The following is a 23,185-nucleotide window of genomic DNA, read 5'->3' on the forward strand; positions in this document are numbered from 1 at the left end:
AAGAAGGGAAAGCGATGATTAAGAAGATGGCTGCATGTGTTCTTGTCGTCAGCTTAATTGCAGTGACAGTAAATTTCAGCAACCCATACTTCCGGGAATCACCAATGGGACCAACGAAAACAATCTCGGACACTGCTGCTGCCGATCCATTGGGGAAATATGAACATCCCGTTTCCATCCGGCTGGGATATGTGGTAGACCCAACAGGCGAGGATCTATCCGGAGGAGAAACACTTGAGAAGAATATGTGGAAAACGATGATTAAACAAAGTCTTAACATTGATGTCCAGGTATTATGGCAGGTGTCGAAGGAAAATCTGGGTCAGAAAATCGATCTGGCTATCGCCAGCAATGATCTGCCGGATGCCATGATTGTAAATCAGGTGCAGCTGAACGAGATGATCAAGGCTGGAGAAATTGAAGATCTAACCGAGGCATACAATAGCAGCGCATCACCGGAAATAAAAAAAATCATCGATAGCACAAACGGATTGGCTATGGAACAAGTGACCTTCGATGGCAAGATGATGGCTGTTCCTTCTGTGACAGCGGAAGACTTCAGCATGCTCTGGATTCGACAGGATTGGCTGGATCGTCTTGGACTGAAGCCCCCGAAAACGGTCGATGATCTGGAAGCTATCGCCAAGGCCTTTGTGGAGAATGACCCGGATGGAAACAGTAAGCGGGATACGATTGGCCTTGCTTCAAGCACTGGACTGTATAACGATTTCAACAACAGTGCTTTTGCTTTTGATCTAACGCCGATCTTCGCAGCATATGGATCTTTCCCGGGATATTGGCTGAGCAAAGATGGAAAACCTGTATACGGTTCGGTTCTACCGGAAACGAAGGACGCCTTGGTGAAGCTGCGTGAAATGTACGCCAAAGGCTTTCTCGATCCAGAAATGGGCATCCGCAAAGAAGCGGAGGAAACGGTCATTAACGGTCAGGCGGGGATGTTCTTTCAAGGTTTCTATGCTGGGTACTGGCCCCTTCCGAGCGCTTGGCAGAACGAGCCGAAGGCGAACTGGCAAGCATACGCACTCCCGCTGGATGCAAACGGAGCATACCCTGTGAAGGTGGATAATCCGTCAAGTTCATTCTTGGTGGTACGAAAAGGATATGCTCATCCCGAAGCGATCATTAAAATTAACAATCTGTACCTTCGTGATGAGTTCAAGTACGGTACGCGTTTTATGCTGAGCCGCAATTTCTTTGCTCCGGCAGATGAGGCACGATATGAATCGAAGGCCGCGCAGGATATTCTGATGGGAACCAAAACACCCGACGATTTCAAGGGCAAGTCTGAATACAAATTACTGGAAAACTTGGTTTCGACGATAAAACAAACCAAATTGAAGCCTTATGATCAACATGGTATTTCCTATTGGAATAAACAGAGCGACAGCTTTATGCGGAGTTATTCGCTTCTTGTAGGCGGAAGAAATTTCTTCGATCCAAACATCCATAAAGTTCGAAGCCTTACCTATATACGAACTCCAACGATGGAGAAGGCTTGGGGTGAACTATCGAAACTGGAACATGATACATTTTTGAAAATTATTTTAGGCGCTGAACCAATCGATTCATTTGATCAATTTGTCGAGGAATGGAAGGAACAAGGGGGCGATCAAGTGACTCTGGAGGTGACCGTAGCCCATAATCATCGCTGAAGACCATCATGAATGTGATACGATAAATTCTACACGACACTTTTATATTTCCATTAATCAAGCCGACAGATTCCTGTTTCAGGAGCTGCCGGTTTTTTTGTTCTTCACTTTGATTAGTAAGTAAGGATAGACAAATGTATGTCGGTAGGTAGGATAAATGCTTACAAGCCAACTATGGCTTCATGATCCCGAATGAAACCGTATACATTTCTCTATCCAAACAGACGTTCAATCCCTATCTCGATTTGTCTTCTCCGAGTCTTATAATGAAAGCGCAAACAACAACGATAGAGAAATATTCAGAACGAAGGGGAATCGAATGTGATGAGAACTAAATGGTTCATAAAAAGAAACATGTTGACGAGACGTCTGGCCGTGCTGTCGATGTCTGCCCTGATGATTTCAACCCTTGCAGCCTGTGGGGGTTCCTTCAACCCTCCTACTGCGGAGGAAGCGGGCAAGTATGAGGCAACACCGGGAGACCCATTCAGTGCCTATAAAGACGAAATAACCGTAACGATGGGTCGTGTGACTACAGCCAACCCGAAACTGCCGGCTGGAGATACGTATGAGAACAACGCGTATACTCGGCTGGTCAAAGAAACGTTTAACGCTCAGATTAAAGACCAATTTGAAGCCAACGGAGAAGATTACAGCCGTCAGGTTTCTCTCGCCATCGCCTCTGGGGAACTGCCTGACATGATGCGTGTCGATTCCAAGGATGAACTCAAAGAACTGGTTGATAATGATCTGATTGAAGATATGACGGAAATTTACAAACAGTATGCCACAGATAACATCAAGAACATTTACGAATCTTATGAGGGCCGTGCATTAGATAATGCGACGATAGATGGACGTTTAATGGGACTTCCGGCTACTTCCCTAGATTCCGCGCCAACCATGGTCTGGGTTCGTCAGGATTGGCTGGATTTACTGGGAATCCAACTTGACGCAGACGGAGACGGGGCCATCAAGCTGGATGATGTGGAGAAAACGGCCGAGGAATTCCTGAAAAGAGATCCTGGCCAATCCGGGAAACCGGTAGGTATTCCTTTTGTGAACACCCTGAATACAAGTGACTATAATGGTTCCGCCTATACCATGCTGGGAGTTGCCTCCACCAAGGGTGCATTCCCTCAATACTGGATGAAGGGAAAGGATGGCAGCATTGTTTATGGCTCAACAACAAAGGAAACCAAGCAGATGTTAGGCGTCATGGCAGATTGGTTCAAGAGAGGCATCATCGACCCGCAATTTGGAACACGCACATTTGATGATATTACGGCACTGTACACCAACGGCCAAAGCGGTATTGCTTTTGGACCATGGCATATTCCCGACTGGGGTCTGAGCAGCGTGAAGCAGATGGATAAGAATGCGAAATTCACGGCTTACACTTTGGAGGATGCAGACGGAAAGGTAAACGTGGCACACGCCAATCCAGCCAATCAGTTTATCGTTGTGAGAAAAGGATATGAACACCCGGAACTCGCCGTTAAAATAGTAAACCTTTTCTACGATAAACTGGCAAATGATAAAAATGTGGAAACATCTATGCCAGAAGCCGCCAAGTATCAAGAGAACGGCGTAGACGGTTCTACCAGACCTTTTAATATTGAAGTCAACTCGGCTACCTCGCTGCTGGATGATTACTCTGACGTTGTTCGCGGGATTAAAGGGGAGATTAGTCTGGATCAGGTCCGGACAACCGAATCAAAGAACAATATTGAAAGTATCCAAACCTACTTGAGCGATATGGACACGGATAACGTAACAGCCTGGTCGAAATATCACTCGCGTATCAACGGAGTGGGACTCATCGACAAACTGACACAGGAAAACAAATTCGTTTGGATGACACCCGCTTTCTCTGGAACTACACCAAGCATGAAACAGACATGGGCTAATCTGACCAAGATGGAGCAGGAATCTTTCATCAAAATCGTGACTGGTGCAGAATCTCTGGATTACTTCGATACTTTCGTTAGCAATTGGAAGAAACAAGGCGGTGACCAGGTGATTCAGGAAATTGAAGACGAGGCCGCATCCGATAAATAAATAATCATGAACTGCTAGAAGGGCTGCGATACGCAGCCTTTCTTCAGGAAAGGGGTCCATCCATGAAACAAGGAAATGATAAAGCAAAAGGTCGGTTGGGCACGGGTGCCATGTATCATCTGATGATGCTTCCGGGAATTTTATTTTTGCTGGTATTCAGCTATGTTCCGATGGTCGGTGTCATTACGGCGTTTCAGGATTATATACCGGCCAAGGGGATGTTTGGCTCCGAATTTGTAGGGCTGAAGCATTTTATTTATATGTTTAAGTTGCCAGACATCGCACAGGTTTTTAGTAATACGTTGGTGATTGCCATTGCCAAGATTCTATTGGGAACCATGATGGCTATCATTTTTTCCATTTTGTTAAATGAGATCCGCATCAAAATCGTTAAAAAATCCGTTCAGACAATTGTTTATCTGCCACACTTTCTATCCTGGGTAGTTCTAGCGTCCGTGGTTGTTAACATGTTCAGTTTGGATGGAATTGTGAATCAAATTTTGGCTTTCTTCGGTCTGGAGAATATTAATTTTCTCGGCAGCAACACCTGGTTCCAGCCGCTGATTATTGGGACAGACGTGTGGAAGGAGTTCGGTTACAGTTCCATCGTCTATTTGGCTGCAATTACTTCGATTGATCCGGGTCTGTACGAAGCGGCAGGAATGGATGGAGCCAGCTGGTGGAGAAAAGTATGGCATATTACGTTGCCAGGTATGCTGCCTATTATCCTGCTCATGGGAGTGATGAGTCTGACCAATATTTTGAGTGCCGGCTTCGATCAAATTTATAATCTGTATAATCCGGTTGTCTATGAGTCGGGAGATATTCTAGATACTTATGTATATCGGATTGGACTCGTTGGGCGACAGTATAGCTTCGGTACGGCTGTTGGCCTGTTCAAGTCAGTGATCGGTATTGTTTTGCTATTGTCCGCCAACCATTTGGCCAAAAAATACACCGACCGAAAAATATTCTAAGGAGGCACTGCCTATGTCATATTCTGTAAGCCTAAAAGATCGAATTAGCCGGTTTGTCATCAATGCCATCGTCATATTACTGGCATTGATCTGCCTTCTTCCGTTATGGAATATCGTTGCGATTTCATTTAGCAGCAGCGAGGCCGTGTCAGCTAATGCTGTAGGTCTCGTACCGGTCAATTTTACAACAGCAGCGTATACGAAAATTATTGATGATGCTCAGTTCTGGCGTTCCTTTGGCATTTCTGTTCTACGTGTTGTGCTCACACTTCTTCTCAACATGATTCTTATTATTTTAATGGCATACCCGCTCTCCAAGTCGAAAAGGGAATTTAGGGGCAGAAACATTTATATGAATGTCATGATTTTTGCCATGCTGTTCAGCGGCGGGATGATCCCGAGTTATCTACTGATTAAAAACCTCGATATGCTTAATACAATTTGGTCGCTTGTTCTACCGGGAGCTGTCCCTATATTTAGTGTCATCCTTGTCATGAACTTCTTCTCTGCTGTACCTAAGGCGCTAGAAGAAGCAGCATTCATCGATGGGGCGAATCCGCTCCAGGTCCTGTTCAAAGTGTATGTTCCCGTGTCCATCCCTGCGCTGGCGACGGTAGCACTATTTAGTATCGTGGGAACGTGGAATGATTTCTTCAGCGGTTTGATCTATATGACCCAAGTCAGCAATTATCCGCTAATGACTTATATTCAGTCTCTTAACGTGGATATTGCGGAACTTCTTCAATCCGGCACCAACTCAGCACAACTCAGCAACCTGACTGAAATTTCAAACAAAAATCTAAATGCGGCCAAAATCGTAGTCGCTGCCATCCCGCTGCTGCTAATTTATCCGCTGCTTCAAAAATATTTTGTGACTGGAATTGTTGTAGGATCGGTAAAAGAGTAATTGTATGCTGTGACTTGATTGAGATAAAAACACCTATTCGTGTATTGGAAGGGTTGTAATGAACAATGAAAAATAAAAATTGGTGGAAAGAAATCGTTGTATACCAGATATATCCACGTAGTTTTCAAGATAGTAATGCTGATGGAATCGGCGATTTGAAAGGAATTGTTTCCCGTCTAGACTATTTGCAGCAACTCGGTGTCGGAGCAATTTGGCTATCACCAGTTAGTAAATCCCCTCAGGATGATTTTGGTTATGATATTTCGGACTATCGGGATATCGATCCGATGTTCGGATCTTTGGATGATATGATGAGCATCCCTGGTTTCAAGAAGCAAAAAAAAGTAAAGAAAATCCGTACCATGACTATTATGTCTGGAGAGATGGCATTGGAGAAATGCCGCCAAACGACTTGGGTTCCATATTTGGTGGTTCAGCTTGGGAATGGGTACCCGAGATAGGACAATATTATTTACATCTTTTTTCTGTAAAACAGCCGGATCTCAACTGGGAAAACCCAAAAGTCCGACAAGAGATTTACGAAATGATCAATTGGTGGATAAGCAAGGGTGTAGGCGGTTTTCGGCTTGACGTAATTGACTTAATCGGAAAAGAACCAGATTTGAAAATTACCAGCAACGGGCCGAATCTGCATAAGTATATCAGGGAACTCAGCAAGGAGACGTTTCAAAAAGCTGGAGATCTGCTGACGGTTGGAGAAACATAGGGCGCTACGCCAGAGATCGCCAAATTGTATAGCAACCCGGACGGCAGTGAGTTTTCAATGGTATTTCAATTTGAACATATCAGATTAACAAGGCTTGAGCTACGAAAAGATTGTGCGTTATGGTATAAATGGATAATTTAAGGGAATGGGCGAAGTGATTACTGATATATCATTGAGCAAACGAGAAACGTTAGTTAAAAATAGCATGGAGCAGTTTGGCGGTTGGTAGCTGCTCCATTTTTGATAAACTAACGGGCAGTTATCTTCAATCAGTATAGACTCTATTTAAACCTATTATTTAACCCTCTATAGACTTCTCTCCAATAAGGCTCCAACTTGTTCAGCCATGATTTGTGGCGGATACGGCATTTCATTTCTAATCCACCATTCTATTACCCCTACATAAGCGGTACCAGCATATTGCAACATAACGTCTTCATTTAAATCCACATTTTTTCCACTTTCTCTATCAATCTCACCTCTGAATCCTCCCATAACATAATCAAGAAGACGAGTTCTAAAAGAGGGGGCTCCTTTACTGGCTAACATAGTCGAAAAAAATAAATAATTTTTCTCAAAATACTCAAAAAAAGGTACAAGTCCATTGCTCCAATCCAGCTTACATGCCCATTCATCCATTTCGCCTAATTCATTCATGTGTGATTCGATCAGTTTATCCAACAAATCATATTTGTCCTGATAATGAAGATAAATCGTACCACGGTTTACGTTTGCCTGATCTGCAATGTCTTGAATGGTAATGTCATCGAAGTTTTTTACAGCCATTAGTTCAATAACGGCTTTTTTCAAGGATTCTTGCGTTTTTAGAATTCTCCGATCGACTTTTATCATTTAGTCTTTTCCCCCTGACCAACTCAAAATAATGAACACTTTTCGTGATGTTGTTGTTATTTCAACAAATTGCGCTTTTTTAACCATTGAACTTAGGCTTCTTTTTTATAATAATAGACGTGTGTTGATAAAACAACAAGTTTTGTTTATCCGCTCTCTGTGGTTCACTAATATTACCTAAAAGGAGAACTTAAATTTAGAAAGGAGGGATGTTCACTTGGTAGTTAATAAAAAAATGTGAATAATCATTACTAATTTCTAAAAAAGGACTAACAGATAAAATTGTATTCACTGGAGGTTATATATGATTAATGCTAATGCACGTGCTGTGTTCGGTCCGGAAGGTCCGTTCATACTAACTACAATTGAGCGCAGAGATCTTAAGCAGCATGATGTTCTCATTGAGATCAAGTATGCGGGTATTTGCCACTCTGACATCCATACCGCTCGTGGGGATTGGGGGCCAGTCCAATATCCTATCGTTCCAGGACATGAGATCGCCGGTGTTGTCGCCCAGGTTGGCTCGGAAGTCACAAAGTATACTGTTGGTGACCGAGTAGGAGTTGGCTGCATGGTTGATTCCTGTCGAGAGTGCGAGAGTTGCCGTAGAGGAGAGGAGCAATATTGTCTTAATGGACATACGGGTACCTACGCAGCTATCGACAGATATGGACAATATACACAAGGGGGTTATTCCACCCACATCGTCGTAACGGAAGATTTCGTGGTTCGAATTCCTGACGGCATTGATCTTGATGTCGCCGCTCCGCTTTTATGTGCTGGGATCACAACGTACTCTCCGCTGCGCCATTGGGGTGCTGCTTCCGGCAAGAAGGTAGCAGTTGTTGGACTTGGCGGACTCGGACACATGGCTGTGAAGCTCGCTCATGCTATGGAAGCAGAAGTAACGGTTTTATCTCAAACCTTGAAGAAAAAAGAAGATGGTTTGAAACTAGGAGCGGACCATTATTATGCCACCAGCGATGCGGAGACATTTAAGAAGCTGGCCGGCACGTTTGATCTCATCGTGAATACGGTGAGCGCGAAAATTGATTTGAATGCCTACCTATCACTGCTGGCAGTGGACGGTACCTTGGTTAATGTCGGTGCGCCGCCGGAGGCATTGCCTGTTCAAGTATTCTCTCTTATCCCGCATCGTCGTTCGTTTGCTGGATCAGCAATCGGCGGTATTCGGGAAACACAGGAAATGCTTGATTTCTGCGCTGAACACCACATTACGCCTGAGATCGAGGTTATCTCCGCTAATCAGATTGATGAGGCATGGGAACGCGTACTTGCTTCGGATGTCCGGTATCGATTTGTCATCGACATCAGCACGATGGAGAACGAATAGGGATTCATTGCAGCAAAAAAATATCAAGGGCACGCCGGGTGGTGTGCCCTTGAGTTGGATAAGGAAAAGACATATCTCCGAAATTTATCTAAGACCCTTTGTATATCGGAGGGGTATACTGTCACAGGGTAATAAAACGACAAAACCTAAAGCAAATGCGTTGGCTTAAAGAATGTGCATTTAATCAATCATAGGAGTTAAAGGAATGAAATATAAGACCCAAAAAAATTCTCTCGGTTTTGCTCTAATATTGGCCACATTCTCGGCGCTGGGGCCGTTTACTGTCGATATGTATCTTGCATCACTTCCGCAAATCGCTGTTTTTTTTGGAACAAGTGCAACTGCCGTTCAAGCGAGTTTAACCACTAGCCTGTTAGGATTAGGGTTAGGACAGTTGATAATGGGGCCTTTAAGCGACATTTATGGAAGACGCCGGCCTTTGTTGATTTCCATGATATTATTTATCCTTTCCTCGATTGGATGCGCTTTTGCACCAAGCATAGAATGGTTTATATTTTTAAGATTTATTCAAGGGGTTGCTGCGTCCGCCGGACTCGTTATTTCGCGCGCTATTGTTCGAGATCGGTTTAGTGGGATTGAAATGACTAAGTTTATATCGTTGCTAACGATGATAAGCAATGTCGCTCCGTTAATTTCCCCTACGGCCGGAAGTACGGTCATGTCATACAGCTCTTGGTTAGGTGTATTTATATTTTTAGGGGTGCTAGGTATAGGATTAACTGGGATAACCATATGGGGGTTAAAGGAAAGCTTACCAGTACAGCAACGTGCTCCAAGCAGTCTCCGTTCGTTGATGAAAAATTATAACAGCTTGTTCCAAAAGAGGTCTTTTATGGGATATGCTCTCGTCAATGGCATATTGTTCGCAGGTGTTTTTGCCTATGTTGCAGGTACCCCATTTATTTATCAAAACATATACGGCGTGTCGCCGCAACTGTTTTCGATCCTGTTTGCGTTGAATGGCCTTGCTATTATCTTGGGATCTCAATTCGTCAAGCTGCTTGCAGGCCGGGTAACGGAAAGTCGACTATTTTTGATCGGATTAATACTGTCTTTTATATCTTCCGCTGCGGTCTTATTTATAGTACTAGTACATGGAGCATTATCAGCTATGTTTATTTCGATCTTCTTATTCGCCTTATCCATTGGGATCATTGGACCCATCTCTTTTACATTAGCAATGGAGTCGCAAGGGCATATTGCAGGGAGCGCTTCTGCCGTACTCGGCACCTTACAATTCGCGTTAGGTGCCGTTACGTCTCCGCTTGTGGGAATTGCAGGCGAAAATTCTGCCATACCTTTTGGAATTATTATTTTTTCTACCAGTTTATTATCTATAATTACCTATATCATTCTGGTTAAAGGGATAAAAAAATTATCCGTTTGATGCACTCCATATCAAAGGAGTATTGGCGCTCACTCTATGTATGCACCTACTAAGAGCATAACTCCCATTGGTACTAGGCGACAGTCAAGGATCCACCGCGTGAAACCAACACCTAATGTACATCAATAAAGGCGCTCATTGGACTATTTTTAAGGAAAAGAAAGGGAGGAAGCATGAAATGGATTATACGAAACTTGGAAATAGAGGGAAATGTACGAATCGAATTGAAAAGAATCAAGTGACGTATAAAAAGCTATTTGGCGATGGAGTGCCAGCGGCATACGCTACCGATCCTGATTTTCAGGACATCCTGAGCCGCTTCATTTTTGGAGAAGTTTTTTATCAAGGTGAATTGGACGATAAACAACGTGAGCTTATTACTCTGGTGGTGCTTGCAACGAACCAAACGTTGCCACAGCTCAAGGCCCATACTCAGGCTGCACTGAACGTTGGGCTGACACCGGTAGAAATCAAAGAGGCCATTTACCAATGTGCGCCTTATTTAGGATTCCCCAAAACGCTAATTGCCATCGCGGAGATTAATGAAGTTTTCAAGGCCCAAAATATAGTGTTACCTCTCGAAAGCCAAAAGCAGGTTGAAGAAGAGAATCGGTTAGATAAAGGGCTTGCAGTGCAGGTAGAGATTTTTGGCGATATCATTGAAAAAAATAGGGATAATGCTCCATCCAATCAAAAGCATATACAGGACTATCTTTCTGCCTTCTGTTTTGGCGACTTCTATACTCGTAGAGGTCTTGATCTGAAGACACGGGAGCTGCTGACCCTCTGTATCTTAAGCAGCCTGGGCGGTTGTGAAAGTCAAGTCAAGGCACATGTGCGGGGCAATCTGAATGCGGGCAATGACAAGGATATGATGATCACTGCCATCACTCACTGCCTTCCATATATGGGTTTTCCGAGAACATTAAACGCTTTAAGTTGCTTAAATGAAATCATTCCGGAATAGCTGGAGAGAATTTAGTGAAGAAACAGATTTCTCTATCTCTTGTTTTTTGATGACCCTTACCCTCATGGCTTGTGGCGGTAATACCAATGGAGGAAAAACTGTGGCCAATCAAACAACTAATATAAAAATAAAATTGATATTTAACAACGAGGAAGTAATGGTAAGCATGTACGATAATCCGACCAGCCAAGATTTTTTACAGCGACTTCTAATGACTATAACCTTCGAGGATTATGCTGGTACCGAAAAAATCAGCAGGCTAGAGAAAAGATTGTCCATTAAAGCTGCGCCGTCAGGCATCGATCCTTCCGTTGGAGATTTTACTTATTATTCTCCTTGGGGCAATTTGGCTATATTTTATCAAGATTTTGGTTATTCAAGTCGACTTGTAAAGCTAGGTCATATTGAGGTCGGAGTTGAAAAGCTTGTAAAAATGAACGGCAGTTTCACGATGACGATTGAGCAAGCCCAATAGCGTTAATGATTCCTAAAAAGTAGGAAGTCGATAGCATCTCGTTGGATAATAATAAAAATATAAGAAAGTAGGGATAAAAAATGAAGAATGAGCACTTAAGCAATAGCACACTCTTCCCATTGGGTCAAAAAGTCGAAAAAAATTTTATCGGTGACGCATACTTACAAATGGTGTTTACCGATCCAGCACCACTCAATACAGCAATTGGGAATGTAACCTTTGCTCCCGGTGCCCGCAATAACTGGCACTCTCATCATGCTGGGCAAGTGTTGTTGGTTACTGGCGGTGAAGGATGGTATCAAGAAGATGGAAAGTCAGCCCAATTACTCAAAACAGGCGATGTGGTAAACATTCCACCAAACGTAAAACATTGGCATGGTGCTACGAAGGACAGCTGGTTTGTTCACTTAGCTCTTACACCAGGACAAACAGATTGGTTAGAACCCGTAATGGATGAAGATTATACTAAACTTTAATAAATGAAGTAACACACAGAAACGGCAGACATCAGTGCTGCCGTTTCTATTGAAGCTTCTCATAAACCAGGAACCCACTGTTTCTAGTCTGCGGATATTCATCAAACGAATATGAGGTCAGGGAATATTTGAAGCTAGTACTGAGTGATTGGAGACAGTATTATGCAAACGATCGATCAACAAATACTTACTGGAGAACGAGCACTTTTCAAATGGAAGTATCCCTTATGGTATTGCAATAATATTCGTATTAGTAGCAGCACTTTCCTTGAAATGGCCCGATCAGGAATATGGTATACACATCAAATTGCCATCAGTGACAGCGTAATAGAGGCACCAAAGATATTTCGGCGTTCGAGCGGGATCCGACTGACAAATGTCGATCTACCCAACGTGCAAGAAACCTTATGGAATTGCGCAGATATTCACTTGAATCATGTGACCGCAAAAGGCGATTATTTTGGAATGAATAGCGCAAATATCACCATCGACGATTTCACATTGGCAGGGAACTACGCATTCGACGGAGCAAAGAATATGGAGATTCGCAATGCAAAGCTTATTTCAAAGGACGCTTTCTGGAATTGTGTGAATATCACCGTTTATGATTCATTGATCATCGGAGAATATTTAGGCTGGAATTCGAAGAACATCACGTTTATCAACTGCACCATCGAAAGCAATCAGGGAATGTGCTACATGGACCTTCAAAGATTGGACGATTGATTCAATAACGGTTACCGGACACTCCTTCACGAAACGAATGGAAAGTCTGCTTTAGAGATACGTAAAAAATTCGTTTAGTTAGCGATCGAGAAGTTATATATTATGATCAAACTGAAATCAATTTGACCTCTTTGGCGGCCACAATGTGGTCATCGTTATTAAGCGTTTTGAGCCATAAGTGAAATATAAATGATTAAACCCCAGGGACCTTATCCATCTGGAAGGAGCCCTGAGGTTTTTTGTTATTGAGCAGGAAGGCCTTGTCTGTAGTAATACGAAGCAGTCTCAAAATCTTTTTGGTGATAATAAGCTTCAGCTATAAGGATATACAATTCGCTTATTTTTTTGTGCGCTTGCTTTTGTTGATATATGGTGCGAGCTAAAAAGAAGTGATCCAGAGCTTGTGCTAGATTTCCATAGCGGGAGTTGATTTGTCCTATTAAAATATTGAGTTGGGCTTTTAAATCCAGATTCATATTTACATGCAAAAAATTATCACAGATCCTTTGTGAAGAAGGCAGAATTATTAATATTTCCTCTGTAGCGGCTTTAACGGGAGGAAGCTTCGGCCCTCATTATGGTGCTTCCAAGGCCGGATTGATTGGATTAACCAAATCCTCAGCCCGTGAGCTGGCAAAATACAATATTAGTGTGAATGTGATCGCGCCGGGCCCGATCGCTTCGGAAATGACAGATTCATTAAATGACGCTGTGATGGAAGGGATTATCGGGAATACGCCGCTGGGTCGCCTGGGTAAAAAATCCGAGGTTGGGGAGCTTGTGCTCAACTTGCCAATCCGAAAATTGGTTATCTCACTGGACAAACCATTGTCATGGATGGAGGACGCTATATGCAATAATCATATTCGCTTTTTGTTGTATACTACCAGTTTCTACATGTAAAGCATGCCCCCCAAAAGCGGTAACACAGCCCCATCTTTTTCTACGAAATCACACATGAGATTCATTCCATTATGGTACGTTCATATATTAGTCCATATAAAATGACAAAAATCTCGGGATGTATACACTTAAATGGATACATTTATCCATACTCCACAAGATAATAATTCAACCAAGTATATTCACAAGACGGACACAGTGATTTGAAAGGAATTACACAAAAACTTGATTACTTAAACGAGGGCAAACCCCATTCGGGGTGGATTTGGAGGTCAACTACCTCTGGCTTATGCCCCTAATCCGTCTCCAAGTTACCATAAATATGATGTAACTGATTACTATCAGGTATACCCGCTGTGTGGGAGTCTAAATGATTTTCGCACCTTGATGGAAGAAGCGGACCGAAAGGGAGTAAGATGTCATGGACCTTGTTATCAATCATTCAAGCCGCGAATATCCATGGTTCAAGGAGGCAGTAGCAACCTACAAAACAAATACCACTGTATATGGATGATATTACAGATTTGAATGAAAAGGGCTCGTAGGTCAGATGTTTTTTCACGTTTAACCATGTTAAAATAATAGAATAATTGGAGACTTGGCATGGAGAGAAGGCAGGTTGAATCAATGAAACCAAAACTTAACGATGTTGCACAATTAGCTGGAGTTTCACCGACTACGGTTTCTCGCGTACTTAATAATCGTGGCTATATCAGTCAAGAAACGAAGGATCAAGTTCATAAAGCGATGCAGGAACTGAATTATTTACCAAATGATGTGGCTCGGTCATTATTTAGTAAACGAACAAATCTAATTGGATTAATCATTCCAACTACAAGCAACCCATTTTTCGGAGAGCTGACTTTTCATATAGAGAATATTTCTGCGTCATTAGGCTATAAGCTGTTGCTTTGTAACAGTTTGAATCAGCTGGATAAAGAAGAATCTTATGTGGATATGCTTATGCGAAATCAAGTTGACGGTATTATCGTTGGTACACACAACCGAGGTATCGTAAATTATGAACAGAAGAATATTGCCGTCATTGCGATCGATCATTTTCTATCCGATTCAATCCCAGTTGTAGGATCGGATAATTATTTGGGTGGAAAACTGGCGTCAGAACTGCTTATTGAAAAGGGGTGCAAGCATATCTTACACATCAATGGCCCTGTTGAATTGGAAACACCGGCAAGCTTGAGAAGAAAAGCATATGAAGATGTGATGGAGCAGTATGGTCGAAAGGCAATTACCTATGAAGTACATGATCCCTTCCACCAACAGAATCACGATGAACCGATTAAACGCTTGCTCGATGAACATCCTGAAGTAGATGGATTGTTTGCGAGTAATGACTTGGTGGCTGCGTCTTTTATTGCTAAAGCAAGAAGTAGAGGAAAACGTGTTCCTGAAGATATTCGCGTAATTGGATATGACGGAACAGAAACAACCCGCAATCTTCTCCCAGAATTAACGACAATTCAGCAACCAATACAGGAGATCGCGAGATCTTCCATAGAGTTACTTATTAAAGAAATTGAAGGTGGATTCAGTGATGTCCCGCGAGAAACCTATCTACCAGTGAAACTTATTGAAGCTAGTACAGCTTAATACAATTTCCATAGTTTCAGCATTGTGATATAAGGTGGAGCTATCCTTATTAGAGTAATTGAAATCAAAGAGGAGAGCTCTTTTCCTTTTAGAAATATGTCAAGCGGTTGACATATGAAAGCGGTTGACATATAATCGATCTGTAAATACGGAAGTGCTTTCATTTACATTAAATGTTTAACTTAGAGGAGCGTTCGATATGAGAAAGTCAAAGAGCTTGTACTGGAAACTAAGTGCCTATTTCTTCTTTTTCTTCTTTACTTGGTCAGCAAGTTACTCATTGTTCTCCATCTGGCTAGGGCAAGAAATCAGTCTGAATGGTGCTGAAACAGGTGTTATCTTTACTGTAAACGCTATCTTTGCGCTATGTATGCAACCGCTTTATGGCTATATATCAGATAAAATTGGATTGAAGAAGCATATTTTATTTCTAATCAGTTCTTTACTCTTATTTGTTGGTCCTTTCTATATCTATATCTATGGGCCGTTACTTCAATACAATGTATTTCTCGGCGCCATTGTAGGTGGATTATACTTGGGTATTTCTTTTTTGGCAGGAATCGGAGCCATCGAATCTTATGTCGAGAAAGTCAGCCGAAAATATGGCTTTGAATACGGAAAATCTCGTATGTGGGGCTCGCTAGGTTGGGCAGCAGCAACATTTTTCGCTGGTCAGCTCTTCAATATCAACCCTAACATTAACTTCTGGATTGGATCCGTATCTGCTGTCATTCTGTTTATCATTATGATGACAATTAAAGTTGAAATGACAGATTCTGAGATGGAGCGAGCAGAATCTGTTAACTTTAAGCAAATCGTCCATTTGTTTGCAAACAAGCATTTATGGTTCTTCATTTTATATGTTCTTGGTGTTACCTGTGTTTACAATGTGTATGACCAGCAGTTCCCGAATTACTTTTCATCGACGTTCTCAACGGTTGCTTTAGGCAATCAAGTTTACGGTTACTTAAATTCCCTACAAGTATTCTTGGAAGCAGGCATGATGTTCTTAGCGCCTTTCATTGTCAACAAAATTGGAGCAAAAAAGGGTCTGATATTGGCAGGGTTCTTGATGGCGTTCCGGATCATGGGTTCAGGCTTAGTTATTGGACCTTATGGTATCTCAGCTATGAAATTGATTCACGCATTGGAACTGCCAATCATGCTGATCTCCGTATTTAAGTACTTGGCTGCTAATTTCGATACGCGTCTGTCTTCGATCCTATATCTGGTGGGATACCAGTTTATGAGTCAGGTAGGAGCTTCGATCTTCTCGCCAATCGCGGGTATGTCTTATGACATTAGAGGCTTTGCAAATACGTACGTGATTATGGGTGTTTTCGTATTTGCCTTTACAACAATCTCAATCTTTACCTTAAAGAAAGAACCGAAAAAGCTGAATCCCAAGCCTAACAAGCTTTTTGAAACAGCATAGGAGGAAGACAGATGAACACATATAATAACAATACGAAGCAAGCTGAGGAAGCATTGAAACAGGCAGAAGCGAAAATGAACAAGCGGTACCGATTAGGTTATCATATTATGGCACCAGCAAACTGGATTAACGACCCAAATGGATTAATTCAATTTAAAGGTGAATATCACGCCTTCTATCAGCATCATCCTTATGATGAGAACTGGGGTCCAATGCATTGGGGTCACGTGAAGAGTAAAGACCTTGTACATTGGGAGCATTGTCCGATTGCATTAGTACCTGGAGATGCGTGTGATCTTGATGGCTGCTTCTCAGGAAGCGCAGTAGATAATAACGGCGAACTGACATTGATCTATACTGGCCATCACTATATTGATCAACCAAACAATATCTTTTTCCAAAATCAAAATGTGGCAGTAAGCACAGATGGTATTCATTTTACAAAAATAAGGCAGAATCCCGTAATCGCTGAACCTCCGATAGATAGCTCCCAGCATTTCCGTGATCCGAAGGTATGGAAGCATGAGGATACATGGTACATGATCCTAGGTAACAGCACGAAAGAAGATCTGCCGCGTGTTATTCTATATACATCTCCTGACCTTAGAACTTGGACCTATCATGGTGTGCTTCTGCAGGGAGATAAGAATATGGGCTTCATGTGGGAGTGCCCTGATTTCTTTGAACTGAACGGTAAGCATATATTTATGTTCTCCCCACAAGGTATTGATGCGCAGGGAGATAAGTACAATAACTTGTTCCAGACGGGATATTATGTTGGCGATTATAATTATGATAGTAATGAATATAAGCATGGAGAGTTCATCGAGTTGGATAATGGTCATGACTTCTATGCGGTTCAAACTTTTCTAGATGATCAAGGTCGCCGCATTGCGATTGGTTGGATGGATATGTGGGAATCGGATATGCCGACGAAAGCAGACGGCTGGTGTGGAGCAATGACGATCCCGCGTTTAGTTACGTTGGGTGACAATAATAAAGTACTGATGAATCCAGTAGAAGAAATGAAGTTGCTTCGTCAAAGTAAACATATTTTGTGTCAATATGGCGCCATTTCTGGAAGTTACTTCAAGGAAGTTGAAGCCGACCTGCTTGAACTTAAGGTAGTGTTCGACCTCACGAAGTCAAGTGCAGACATGGTAGGCTTGAAGTTTCGTGGAACAGGTCGAGAAGAAACGGTTATCACATATTCTATTCCGGAGCAGAAACTTATGCTTAATTGTTCTAAATCAGGTAAGAAGACAGATGGAGTACGTCAAACAGCCTTCAATGCTGGGGGGCAGCTGACATTGCATGTATATCTGGATCGCTCATCCATTGAAATGTTTGCGAATGAAGGACAAGCTACGATGACAAGTCGCATCTATCCGAGTGAGAAATTGCTAGGCATAGAAATCATAACGGAGGGTGGAGAGGCTCTAGTAAATGAATTGACCTATTGGAAATTGAAAGATGTATGGCAAGCTGAATAACTCGATGAAAAGATTGCAGTTCATATTTGCAAAAGAAAAGTAAGATTTTATCTCGCTAAATTACTTAAGATAATCGGATTAAAAACGACACTGCAGAAAATATGTAGTGTCGTTTTTTTAAGGCGATGGAATTAATATTTTTTAAAGGCAAATGAGTGGATATTTAGTCTTGAATGAAGGAGCATAAAATTGTAAAAATCAGAGGTGAATAATAAAATAAACATGAGCACCTTAGTCACCCTTTATCAAAATAGGGTGACTAAGGTGTCAAATAAAGTTGTGAGTTCTGAAGCAAGGGCGTTCATGGATTAATGAGCGTCCTTTTTCCGTTCCTGGTTGCAACCTAGGCTTGGTTTAAACCAAGCTTGGATTAAGGGAGGGTTCCAGATAGGAAAGAAATCTCACCGTCTGCAGGAGCATCGGACGTGTTGCAGCTGCCGCGGCCAGACCAAGAGCTTGGTTCCTTTGCCGGAAAGAACAAGGACTTGTGAACAATTGTAGATACATTTAGTTTACAAAATAAAGAAGGACGATTAGATAAAATTAAATAAAAGTTGCCATTTTCGAGTGATTTAATATATTTTTGTGCAAATGTAAAATCAACAAGCTCATTTATCTAAAAATATGTGAAATGAAGTAAAAAAAGATTGACAAATGCACGCTATTGGATTATTTTGGTTCATAAGAAATGCATTTTTCAGGTACACTAAGCAGTTATTTGCACGCATTCCAATTTAGTTGCCAAGCTAGTTGAATCACTTCTATTAAGATCCTAAATAACCTAAAAGGAGGGTGAGTAACATTAAAGAAATACATTTATCTGGTGAGATGAGTAGCAGAAAAGGACCAGTGAATATTTTTTATAAAAATATATACAGCCCCAATTACACTATTCCCCTAAGGAAAATTGGATGAATGATCCCAACGGCATGGTTTACCATGAAGGAGAGTACCATCTGTTCTACCAACATACCCCTTATGATACACAGCCAAGGTAACCCTGTTTTGTTCCCAACGAAAATGCTAGACTTTCGTGATCCGAAGGTGTTTTGGTATGACGAATCGTCAATGTGGGTAAGGGTTCTCGCCGTAAGAGACCATGTAAAATTTTATACGTATTCCAATCTTAAGGCATGGTTTTTTGCAAGCGATTTCAGCTCTGATATTCCGGGTATCCATCGAGGATATTTTTGAATGTTCTGAGGCATTTAAAATCCAAGTGGATGAAGATCCCAATATCACTAAGTGGATTCTTATGCTAAGTGTCGGGGATAGAAATGGTGTGAATCCAAACGATTCAGAACCACCGGCAGGCGGCCGTGACCTGGGATGGCATTCCGAACGAGGACGTACGAAAGATTTGGGTCGGCTGGATGAACAATTGGCGTTATGCTTCCACTCTTCCTTCAGAAGAATGGCGTGGTCACATGTCAATCCCCCGAGAGATACAGCTTAGGACGTATTCGGAGGGAATTTGCTTAATCCAAACACCCATAAGTGAATTAAGTCAGCTAAGAGCTGTTCCCGTTGATTCGAAAGGCTGTGCTACAGAACCTGAACGGCTATGTCAGCTCTAGTGTCATACTGGATCACATTGTTGATTATATTGTGCTGCCAGGACTCGTCCAGTTAAGCTCGAGTTGCTGACCGCTACTTTCAATTCCATTAGAAAAGAGGGTAAGGAATGAAAGATAAATCTAAATTCGCAATATGTCTTCTGATGGCAACGGGGTTAGCTCTGACTTCAATGGGCGTTTTTACATCTAGTCCGGCTACGGGTTGGGCTGTGTTCGCTGATCAGGAAGCAAGTAAACAGGCAAAGGAGGAGCTTTCTATTTTTGAAAACGCTACCAAATTAAACACCAATTTGACAGGCTGGCAAGTGAAAGGGAAAGGGTTATTAGAGTATACTTCAGAAGGAATCTTGCTGACTTCGCAGCCTAAAGAAAATGTAACGGCCATCTCCGAGACGGTGTCCGATGATTTTATCTATGAAGCTGATGTCATGATCAGGGATACGAAGGCAGTCGCAACGTTGTTGTTCCGTTCTAATGAGGATGGCTTTAGCTCGTACAAACTCCAAATCATTCCGGATACAGGTCTGATTCGGTTAAGAGATGCAAGGAATGGAGATGGGAAATTAAAGGAGGAGCGTAAAGTTTCTGTTGAAGCGGGTCAGATTTATCATCTCAAAGTGAAGGCAGTGGGTTCCTCGCTAAAAGTATATTGGGGCAATCAATATAAACCTTTGATTGATGTTCAGGACATTACGTATCGAAGCGGAAAGCTGGGACTTCATGTATGGGATGGATCCGCCTTGTTTTCGAACATCGTGGTGAGCGATCTGAAGGGTAATTTGGGTACAGTGGTTGCAAGTAAGGGAAAATGGCAGCCTGATATCAGCGGCAAAAGAGGGACGATAGCACATGAGAGCAAGGCACAGCAAATCTATAACAAACAGGCGGCTGATATTGTGTATGAAGGGAATATTACCCTTCTTCCTGATTCTGTTGCGGCTCTCGCATTTCGTTCCTCCGCCGATGGAGCTGATGGATATGAAGCTACTCTTACGAAGGAAGGAGATCAGGTCCGTGTAAGTTTGACGAATACGAAAGGAACAGTAATTGCAAGTTCACTGCGTACTTATCCGAGTCAGATGGGAGCCAAACATCATGTGGAGATCAAGGCAAAGGGAAATCGAATTCAGGTCTTCCTGGACGGATACACTACGGCCGCGATTGACGTGAAAGATTCAACCTACACGAATGGAAATACCGGAATCGTCGTCAAACAGGGGACGGCTTACTTCCAGGATACTTATGTGACGGAATTGAGCCAATATTATAACGAAATATATCGTCCTCAGTATCACTACACGCCAATACGTGGTTCAGCAAGTGATCCGAATGGACTTGTCTACTTCGAAGGAGAATATCATCTCTTCCATCAGGATGGAGGCACATGGGCGCATGCTGTCAGTAAAGATTTGCTGAACTGGAAGCGGCTTCCGATTGCACTTCCGTGGAATGATCACGGACATGTCTGGTCTGGATCGGCTGTTGCGGATATGACGAATGCATCCGGTTTATTCGGGGATTCAGGAGGCAAGGGCCTTATTGCATATTATACTTCCTTTAATCCGGATGGCCCGAATGGGAACCAGCGTATAGGTCTGGCATACAGCAAGGACCAAGGTCGCACTTGGGAATATTCGAAGGACCGCCCGATCGTGATCGAGAACCCAGGTAAGAGCGGAGAAGACCCTGGGGGATGGGATTTCCGCGATCCTAAAGTGATCTATGATGACGAGAATAACCGATGGGTTATGGTTGTGTCCGGAGGAGATAATATTCGTTTCTATACGTCAACGAATTTACTTGACTGGACATTGACAGATAATTGGGGATACGGGGATTACGTCCGCGGAGGTGTATGGGAATGCCCTGATTTGTTCCAGCTTCCGGTAGACGGAACGTCACAGAAGAAGTGGGTTATGATGATCAGTACGGGAGCGAATCCAAAAACTGGTGGATCAGATGCCGAGTATTTTATCGGTCATTTAACAGCTGATGGTAAATTCGTGAATGATAATTCGGCGGGTAAAGTGCTAAGAACAGATTTTGGTAAAGAATTTTACGCTTCGATGTCTTTTGCTAACATGCCTGATCATCGCAGAGTGATGATGGCGTGGATGACGAATTGGGACTATCCGTTCGCTTTCCCAACGACGAATTGGAAAGGTGAACTAACCATTCCGAGAGAAGTATCATTGGTAACGACCGAAGATGGAATTCGGATGGCACAAAGTCCAATTAAAGAATTGGAATCATTGCGTAAACCGTTGTACTCTGCTTCTAATAAAGGGGTGAGTCCTTCTTCCGGGAACCTGCTAAAAGGCATTATTTCAGGTGCTTACGAAATTGAAGCTGAAATTGAAATCCCTGAAGCCAGCACAGTGACCGAGTTCGGCTTTAACCTTCGTGAGGGTACAAATCAGAAGACGGTTGTGGGTTATACCGCAAGCGAGAGTAAAATGTTTCTGGACCGAACTGCATCTGGAGTAACGGACTTTTCCAGCCTTTTCAATAAAAAACATGAAGCGCCGATGCAAATGGAGAATAATCGGGTCAAGATGCGTATTCTTGTGAATGAGTCTTCCGTTGAAGCCTTTGGTAACGGCGGCAAAGTCGTCTTTTCAGATGTTATATTTCCGAATCCAGCCAGTAGAGCGATGAGTTTTTACGTGAAAGGAGGGAATGTGAACGTTGTTTCCTTGAAAGTGCATCAACTTCTATCCGTCTGGAATGAGGACATTAATTCAAAAGCTCAAATAAAGATGGATACGAGGGTTCGAGAACTGGGTATAGGGGAGTCGGACACACTGCAGGCAATGGTCGAGTATAGACCAGGTTTTGGCGTTCAACCGCTTAAGTGGGAGTCCAGCAATAAAGAAGTAATAGCCATAGACGTAATAGACAATTCGCAGGCGGTTATTGAGGCGAAAAAAGAAGGGGAGTCCACGATCACCGTATCTACTCCGGATGGTAAAGCATCCGCTAGTGTGCTCGTTAAAGTCACAGGCGGTGAGTTCCGGACAAACCTGAGTGGATGGACCAAAGATCTGTCTGCTGCTTCATGGTTAGTTAGCGAGAATGGGATTCGTGGTAATTATTTCAGCGATGCGAATTATATCGCTAAAGAGAAGGCTGAGAATTTTACGTATGAAGCAGACATGATGCTTGGTGAAACAGGAGGGGCAGGTTCTATTTTGTTCAGGGCTAGCGAGGATGGGCGCAGTGGTTACTATCTGAATCTAGACCCTAACATGAAGGCGATCCGTCTGTTCTATAAAATTAATGGAGGATTTGAAGAACGGCAGGTTCTTGCGAAAGTACCGACTTTCATTCAGCCATGTCAAACTTATAAGGTGAAAATAGAAGCGAATGGGCCGCATATTGTAGTTTATGTGGATAGACAAAAAGTCATAGATGTAATGGATGGCACTTTTGCAGAAGGCCACTTTGGACTTCATGTATTTGGCGGCTACGCATCTTATCAAAACGTCAATGTGAGCAACGAAGAACCTGCAAACATCATCATGTCAGCCTTGTAAATGCCGCAATACAGAAATCGATTTATA

The 23,185-nt window shown here is 42.5% G+C and carries 21 protein-coding genes and 1 pseudogene; 21 read left to right on the forward strand and 1 reads right to left on the reverse strand.

The window, feature by feature from the left end; all coding sequences use genetic code 11:
- Positions 1–14 precede the first annotated feature (14 nt).
- The 5 genes and pseudogenes from AOU00_RS25135 to AOU00_RS25155 all read left to right on the forward strand — a co-directional run.
- Complete coding sequence (locus tag AOU00_RS25135) at positions 15–1,673, forward strand: extracellular solute-binding protein (protein ID WP_069291955.1); 1,659 nt, start codon at positions 15–17, stop codon at positions 1,671–1,673.
- Positions 1,674–1,997: 324 nt separating this feature from the next.
- Positions 1,998–3,734 carry a type 2 periplasmic-binding domain-containing protein gene (locus AOU00_RS25140; protein WP_069291956.1) on the forward strand — a complete coding sequence of 579 codons (1,737 nt, stop codon included), beginning with the start codon at positions 1,998–2,000 and terminating at the stop codon, positions 3,732–3,734.
- Positions 3,735–3,796: 62 nt separating this feature from the next.
- Positions 3,797–4,711 carry an ABC transporter permease gene (locus AOU00_RS25145; RefSeq protein WP_069291957.1) on the forward strand — a complete coding sequence of 305 codons (915 nt, stop codon included), beginning with the start codon at positions 3,797–3,799 and terminating at the stop codon, positions 4,709–4,711.
- A gap of 13 nt (positions 4,712–4,724) precedes the next feature.
- A complete protein-coding gene (locus AOU00_RS25150) occupies positions 4,725–5,618 on the forward strand; it encodes a carbohydrate ABC transporter permease (protein ID WP_069291958.1) in 894 nt (297 codons plus the stop codon).
- Positions 5,619–5,683: 65 nt separating this feature from the next.
- A pseudogene (locus tag AOU00_RS25155) lies at positions 5,684–6,444 on the forward strand (alpha-amylase family glycosyl hydrolase); the annotation flags it as partial.
- A gap of 207 nt (positions 6,445–6,651) precedes the next feature.
- On the opposite strand, the gene AOU00_RS25160 reads toward AOU00_RS25155, so the two are convergent.
- Positions 6,652–7,197, reverse strand: a complete 546-nt coding sequence (locus tag AOU00_RS25160) for a TetR/AcrR family transcriptional regulator (protein ID WP_069291959.1) — start codon at positions 7,195–7,197, stop codon at positions 6,652–6,654.
- Between the two features lie 304 nt (positions 7,198–7,501).
- Between AOU00_RS25160 and AOU00_RS25165 the strand changes: the two genes are divergently transcribed.
- The 16 genes from AOU00_RS25165 (at position 7,502) to AOU00_RS25220 (ending at position 23,158) form a co-directional block, all read left to right on the forward strand.
- Positions 7,502–8,551 carry an NAD(P)-dependent alcohol dehydrogenase gene (locus AOU00_RS25165; protein ID WP_069291960.1) on the forward strand — a complete coding sequence of 350 codons (1,050 nt, stop codon included), beginning with the start codon at positions 7,502–7,504 and terminating at the stop codon, positions 8,549–8,551.
- Positions 8,552–8,756: 205 nt separating this feature from the next.
- Positions 8,757–9,959, forward strand: a complete 1,203-nt coding sequence (locus tag AOU00_RS25170) for a multidrug effflux MFS transporter (RefSeq protein ID WP_069291961.1) — start codon at positions 8,757–8,759, stop codon at positions 9,957–9,959.
- A gap of 178 nt (positions 9,960–10,137) precedes the next feature.
- Complete coding sequence (locus AOU00_RS25175; RefSeq protein WP_069291962.1) at positions 10,138–10,926, forward strand: carboxymuconolactone decarboxylase family protein; 789 nt, start codon at positions 10,138–10,140, stop codon at positions 10,924–10,926.
- A 49-nt stretch (positions 10,927–10,975) separates the two neighbouring features.
- On the forward strand, positions 10,976–11,401 hold the full coding sequence (locus AOU00_RS25180; protein ID WP_069291963.1) for a cyclophilin-like fold protein: 426 nt from the start codon (positions 10,976–10,978) through the stop codon (positions 11,399–11,401).
- A gap of 80 nt (positions 11,402–11,481) precedes the next feature.
- Complete coding sequence (locus AOU00_RS25185) at positions 11,482–11,877, forward strand: cupin domain-containing protein (RefSeq protein ID WP_069291964.1); 396 nt, start codon at positions 11,482–11,484, stop codon at positions 11,875–11,877.
- 162 nt (positions 11,878–12,039) lie between these two features.
- The gene (locus AOU00_RS25190) at positions 12,040–12,603 is read left to right on the forward strand and encodes a DUF3737 family protein (protein ID WP_237166236.1); all 564 of its coding nucleotides are present in this window, start codon (positions 12,040–12,042) and stop codon (positions 12,601–12,603) included.
- Between the two features lie 447 nt (positions 12,604–13,050).
- Positions 13,051–13,506, forward strand: coding sequence for an SDR family oxidoreductase (locus AOU00_RS25195; protein ID WP_069291965.1), 456 nt, complete (start codon positions 13,051–13,053; stop codon positions 13,504–13,506).
- A gap of 354 nt (positions 13,507–13,860) precedes the next feature.
- Entirely contained in the window at positions 13,861–14,034 is a 174-nt protein-coding gene (locus tag AOU00_RS27790; protein WP_237166413.1) for a hypothetical protein, read from the forward strand.
- Positions 14,035–14,133: 99 nt separating this feature from the next.
- Positions 14,134–15,117, forward strand: a complete 984-nt coding sequence (locus AOU00_RS25200) for a LacI family DNA-binding transcriptional regulator (RefSeq protein ID WP_061828412.1) — start codon at positions 14,134–14,136, stop codon at positions 15,115–15,117.
- A gap of 199 nt (positions 15,118–15,316) precedes the next feature.
- Positions 15,317–16,552, forward strand: coding sequence for an MFS transporter (locus AOU00_RS25205; protein ID WP_061828411.1), 1,236 nt, complete (start codon positions 15,317–15,319; stop codon positions 16,550–16,552).
- Positions 16,553–16,563: 11 nt separating this feature from the next.
- Positions 16,564–18,045: a glycoside hydrolase family 32 protein gene (locus AOU00_RS25210; RefSeq protein ID WP_061828410.1), complete on the forward strand. Its 1,482-nt coding sequence runs from the start codon at positions 16,564–16,566 to the stop codon at positions 18,043–18,045.
- Positions 18,046–18,974: 929 nt separating this feature from the next.
- Entirely contained in the window at positions 18,975–19,043 is a 69-nt protein-coding gene (locus AOU00_RS27325) for a hypothetical protein (RefSeq protein ID WP_237166414.1), read from the forward strand.
- A gap of 22 nt (positions 19,044–19,065) precedes the next feature.
- Positions 19,066–19,239 (forward strand): hypothetical protein, encoded by a 174-nt coding sequence (locus AOU00_RS27330; RefSeq protein ID WP_231109375.1) that lies wholly within the window; start codon positions 19,066–19,068, stop codon positions 19,237–19,239.
- 61 nt (positions 19,240–19,300) lie between these two features.
- Positions 19,301–19,501: a hypothetical protein gene (locus AOU00_RS27335; RefSeq protein ID WP_237166418.1), complete on the forward strand. Its 201-nt coding sequence runs from the start codon at positions 19,301–19,303 to the stop codon at positions 19,499–19,501.
- On the forward strand, positions 19,419–19,622 hold the full coding sequence (locus AOU00_RS27340) for a hypothetical protein (RefSeq protein ID WP_237166416.1): 204 nt from the start codon (positions 19,419–19,421) through the stop codon (positions 19,620–19,622). The genes AOU00_RS27335 and AOU00_RS27340 overlap by 83 nt, the downstream gene beginning before the upstream one ends.
- A gap of 107 nt (positions 19,623–19,729) precedes the next feature.
- Entirely contained in the window at positions 19,730–23,158 is a 3,429-nt protein-coding gene (locus AOU00_RS25220; RefSeq protein WP_081330758.1) for a GH32 C-terminal domain-containing protein, read from the forward strand.
- Positions 23,159–23,185: the final 27 nt, after the last annotated feature.

Origin of the sequence: Paenibacillus polymyxa, assembly GCF_001719045.1 — a bacterium.
In the GTDB taxonomy this organism is placed as follows: Bacteria; Bacillota; Bacilli; order Paenibacillales; family Paenibacillaceae; genus Paenibacillus; species Paenibacillus polymyxa_B.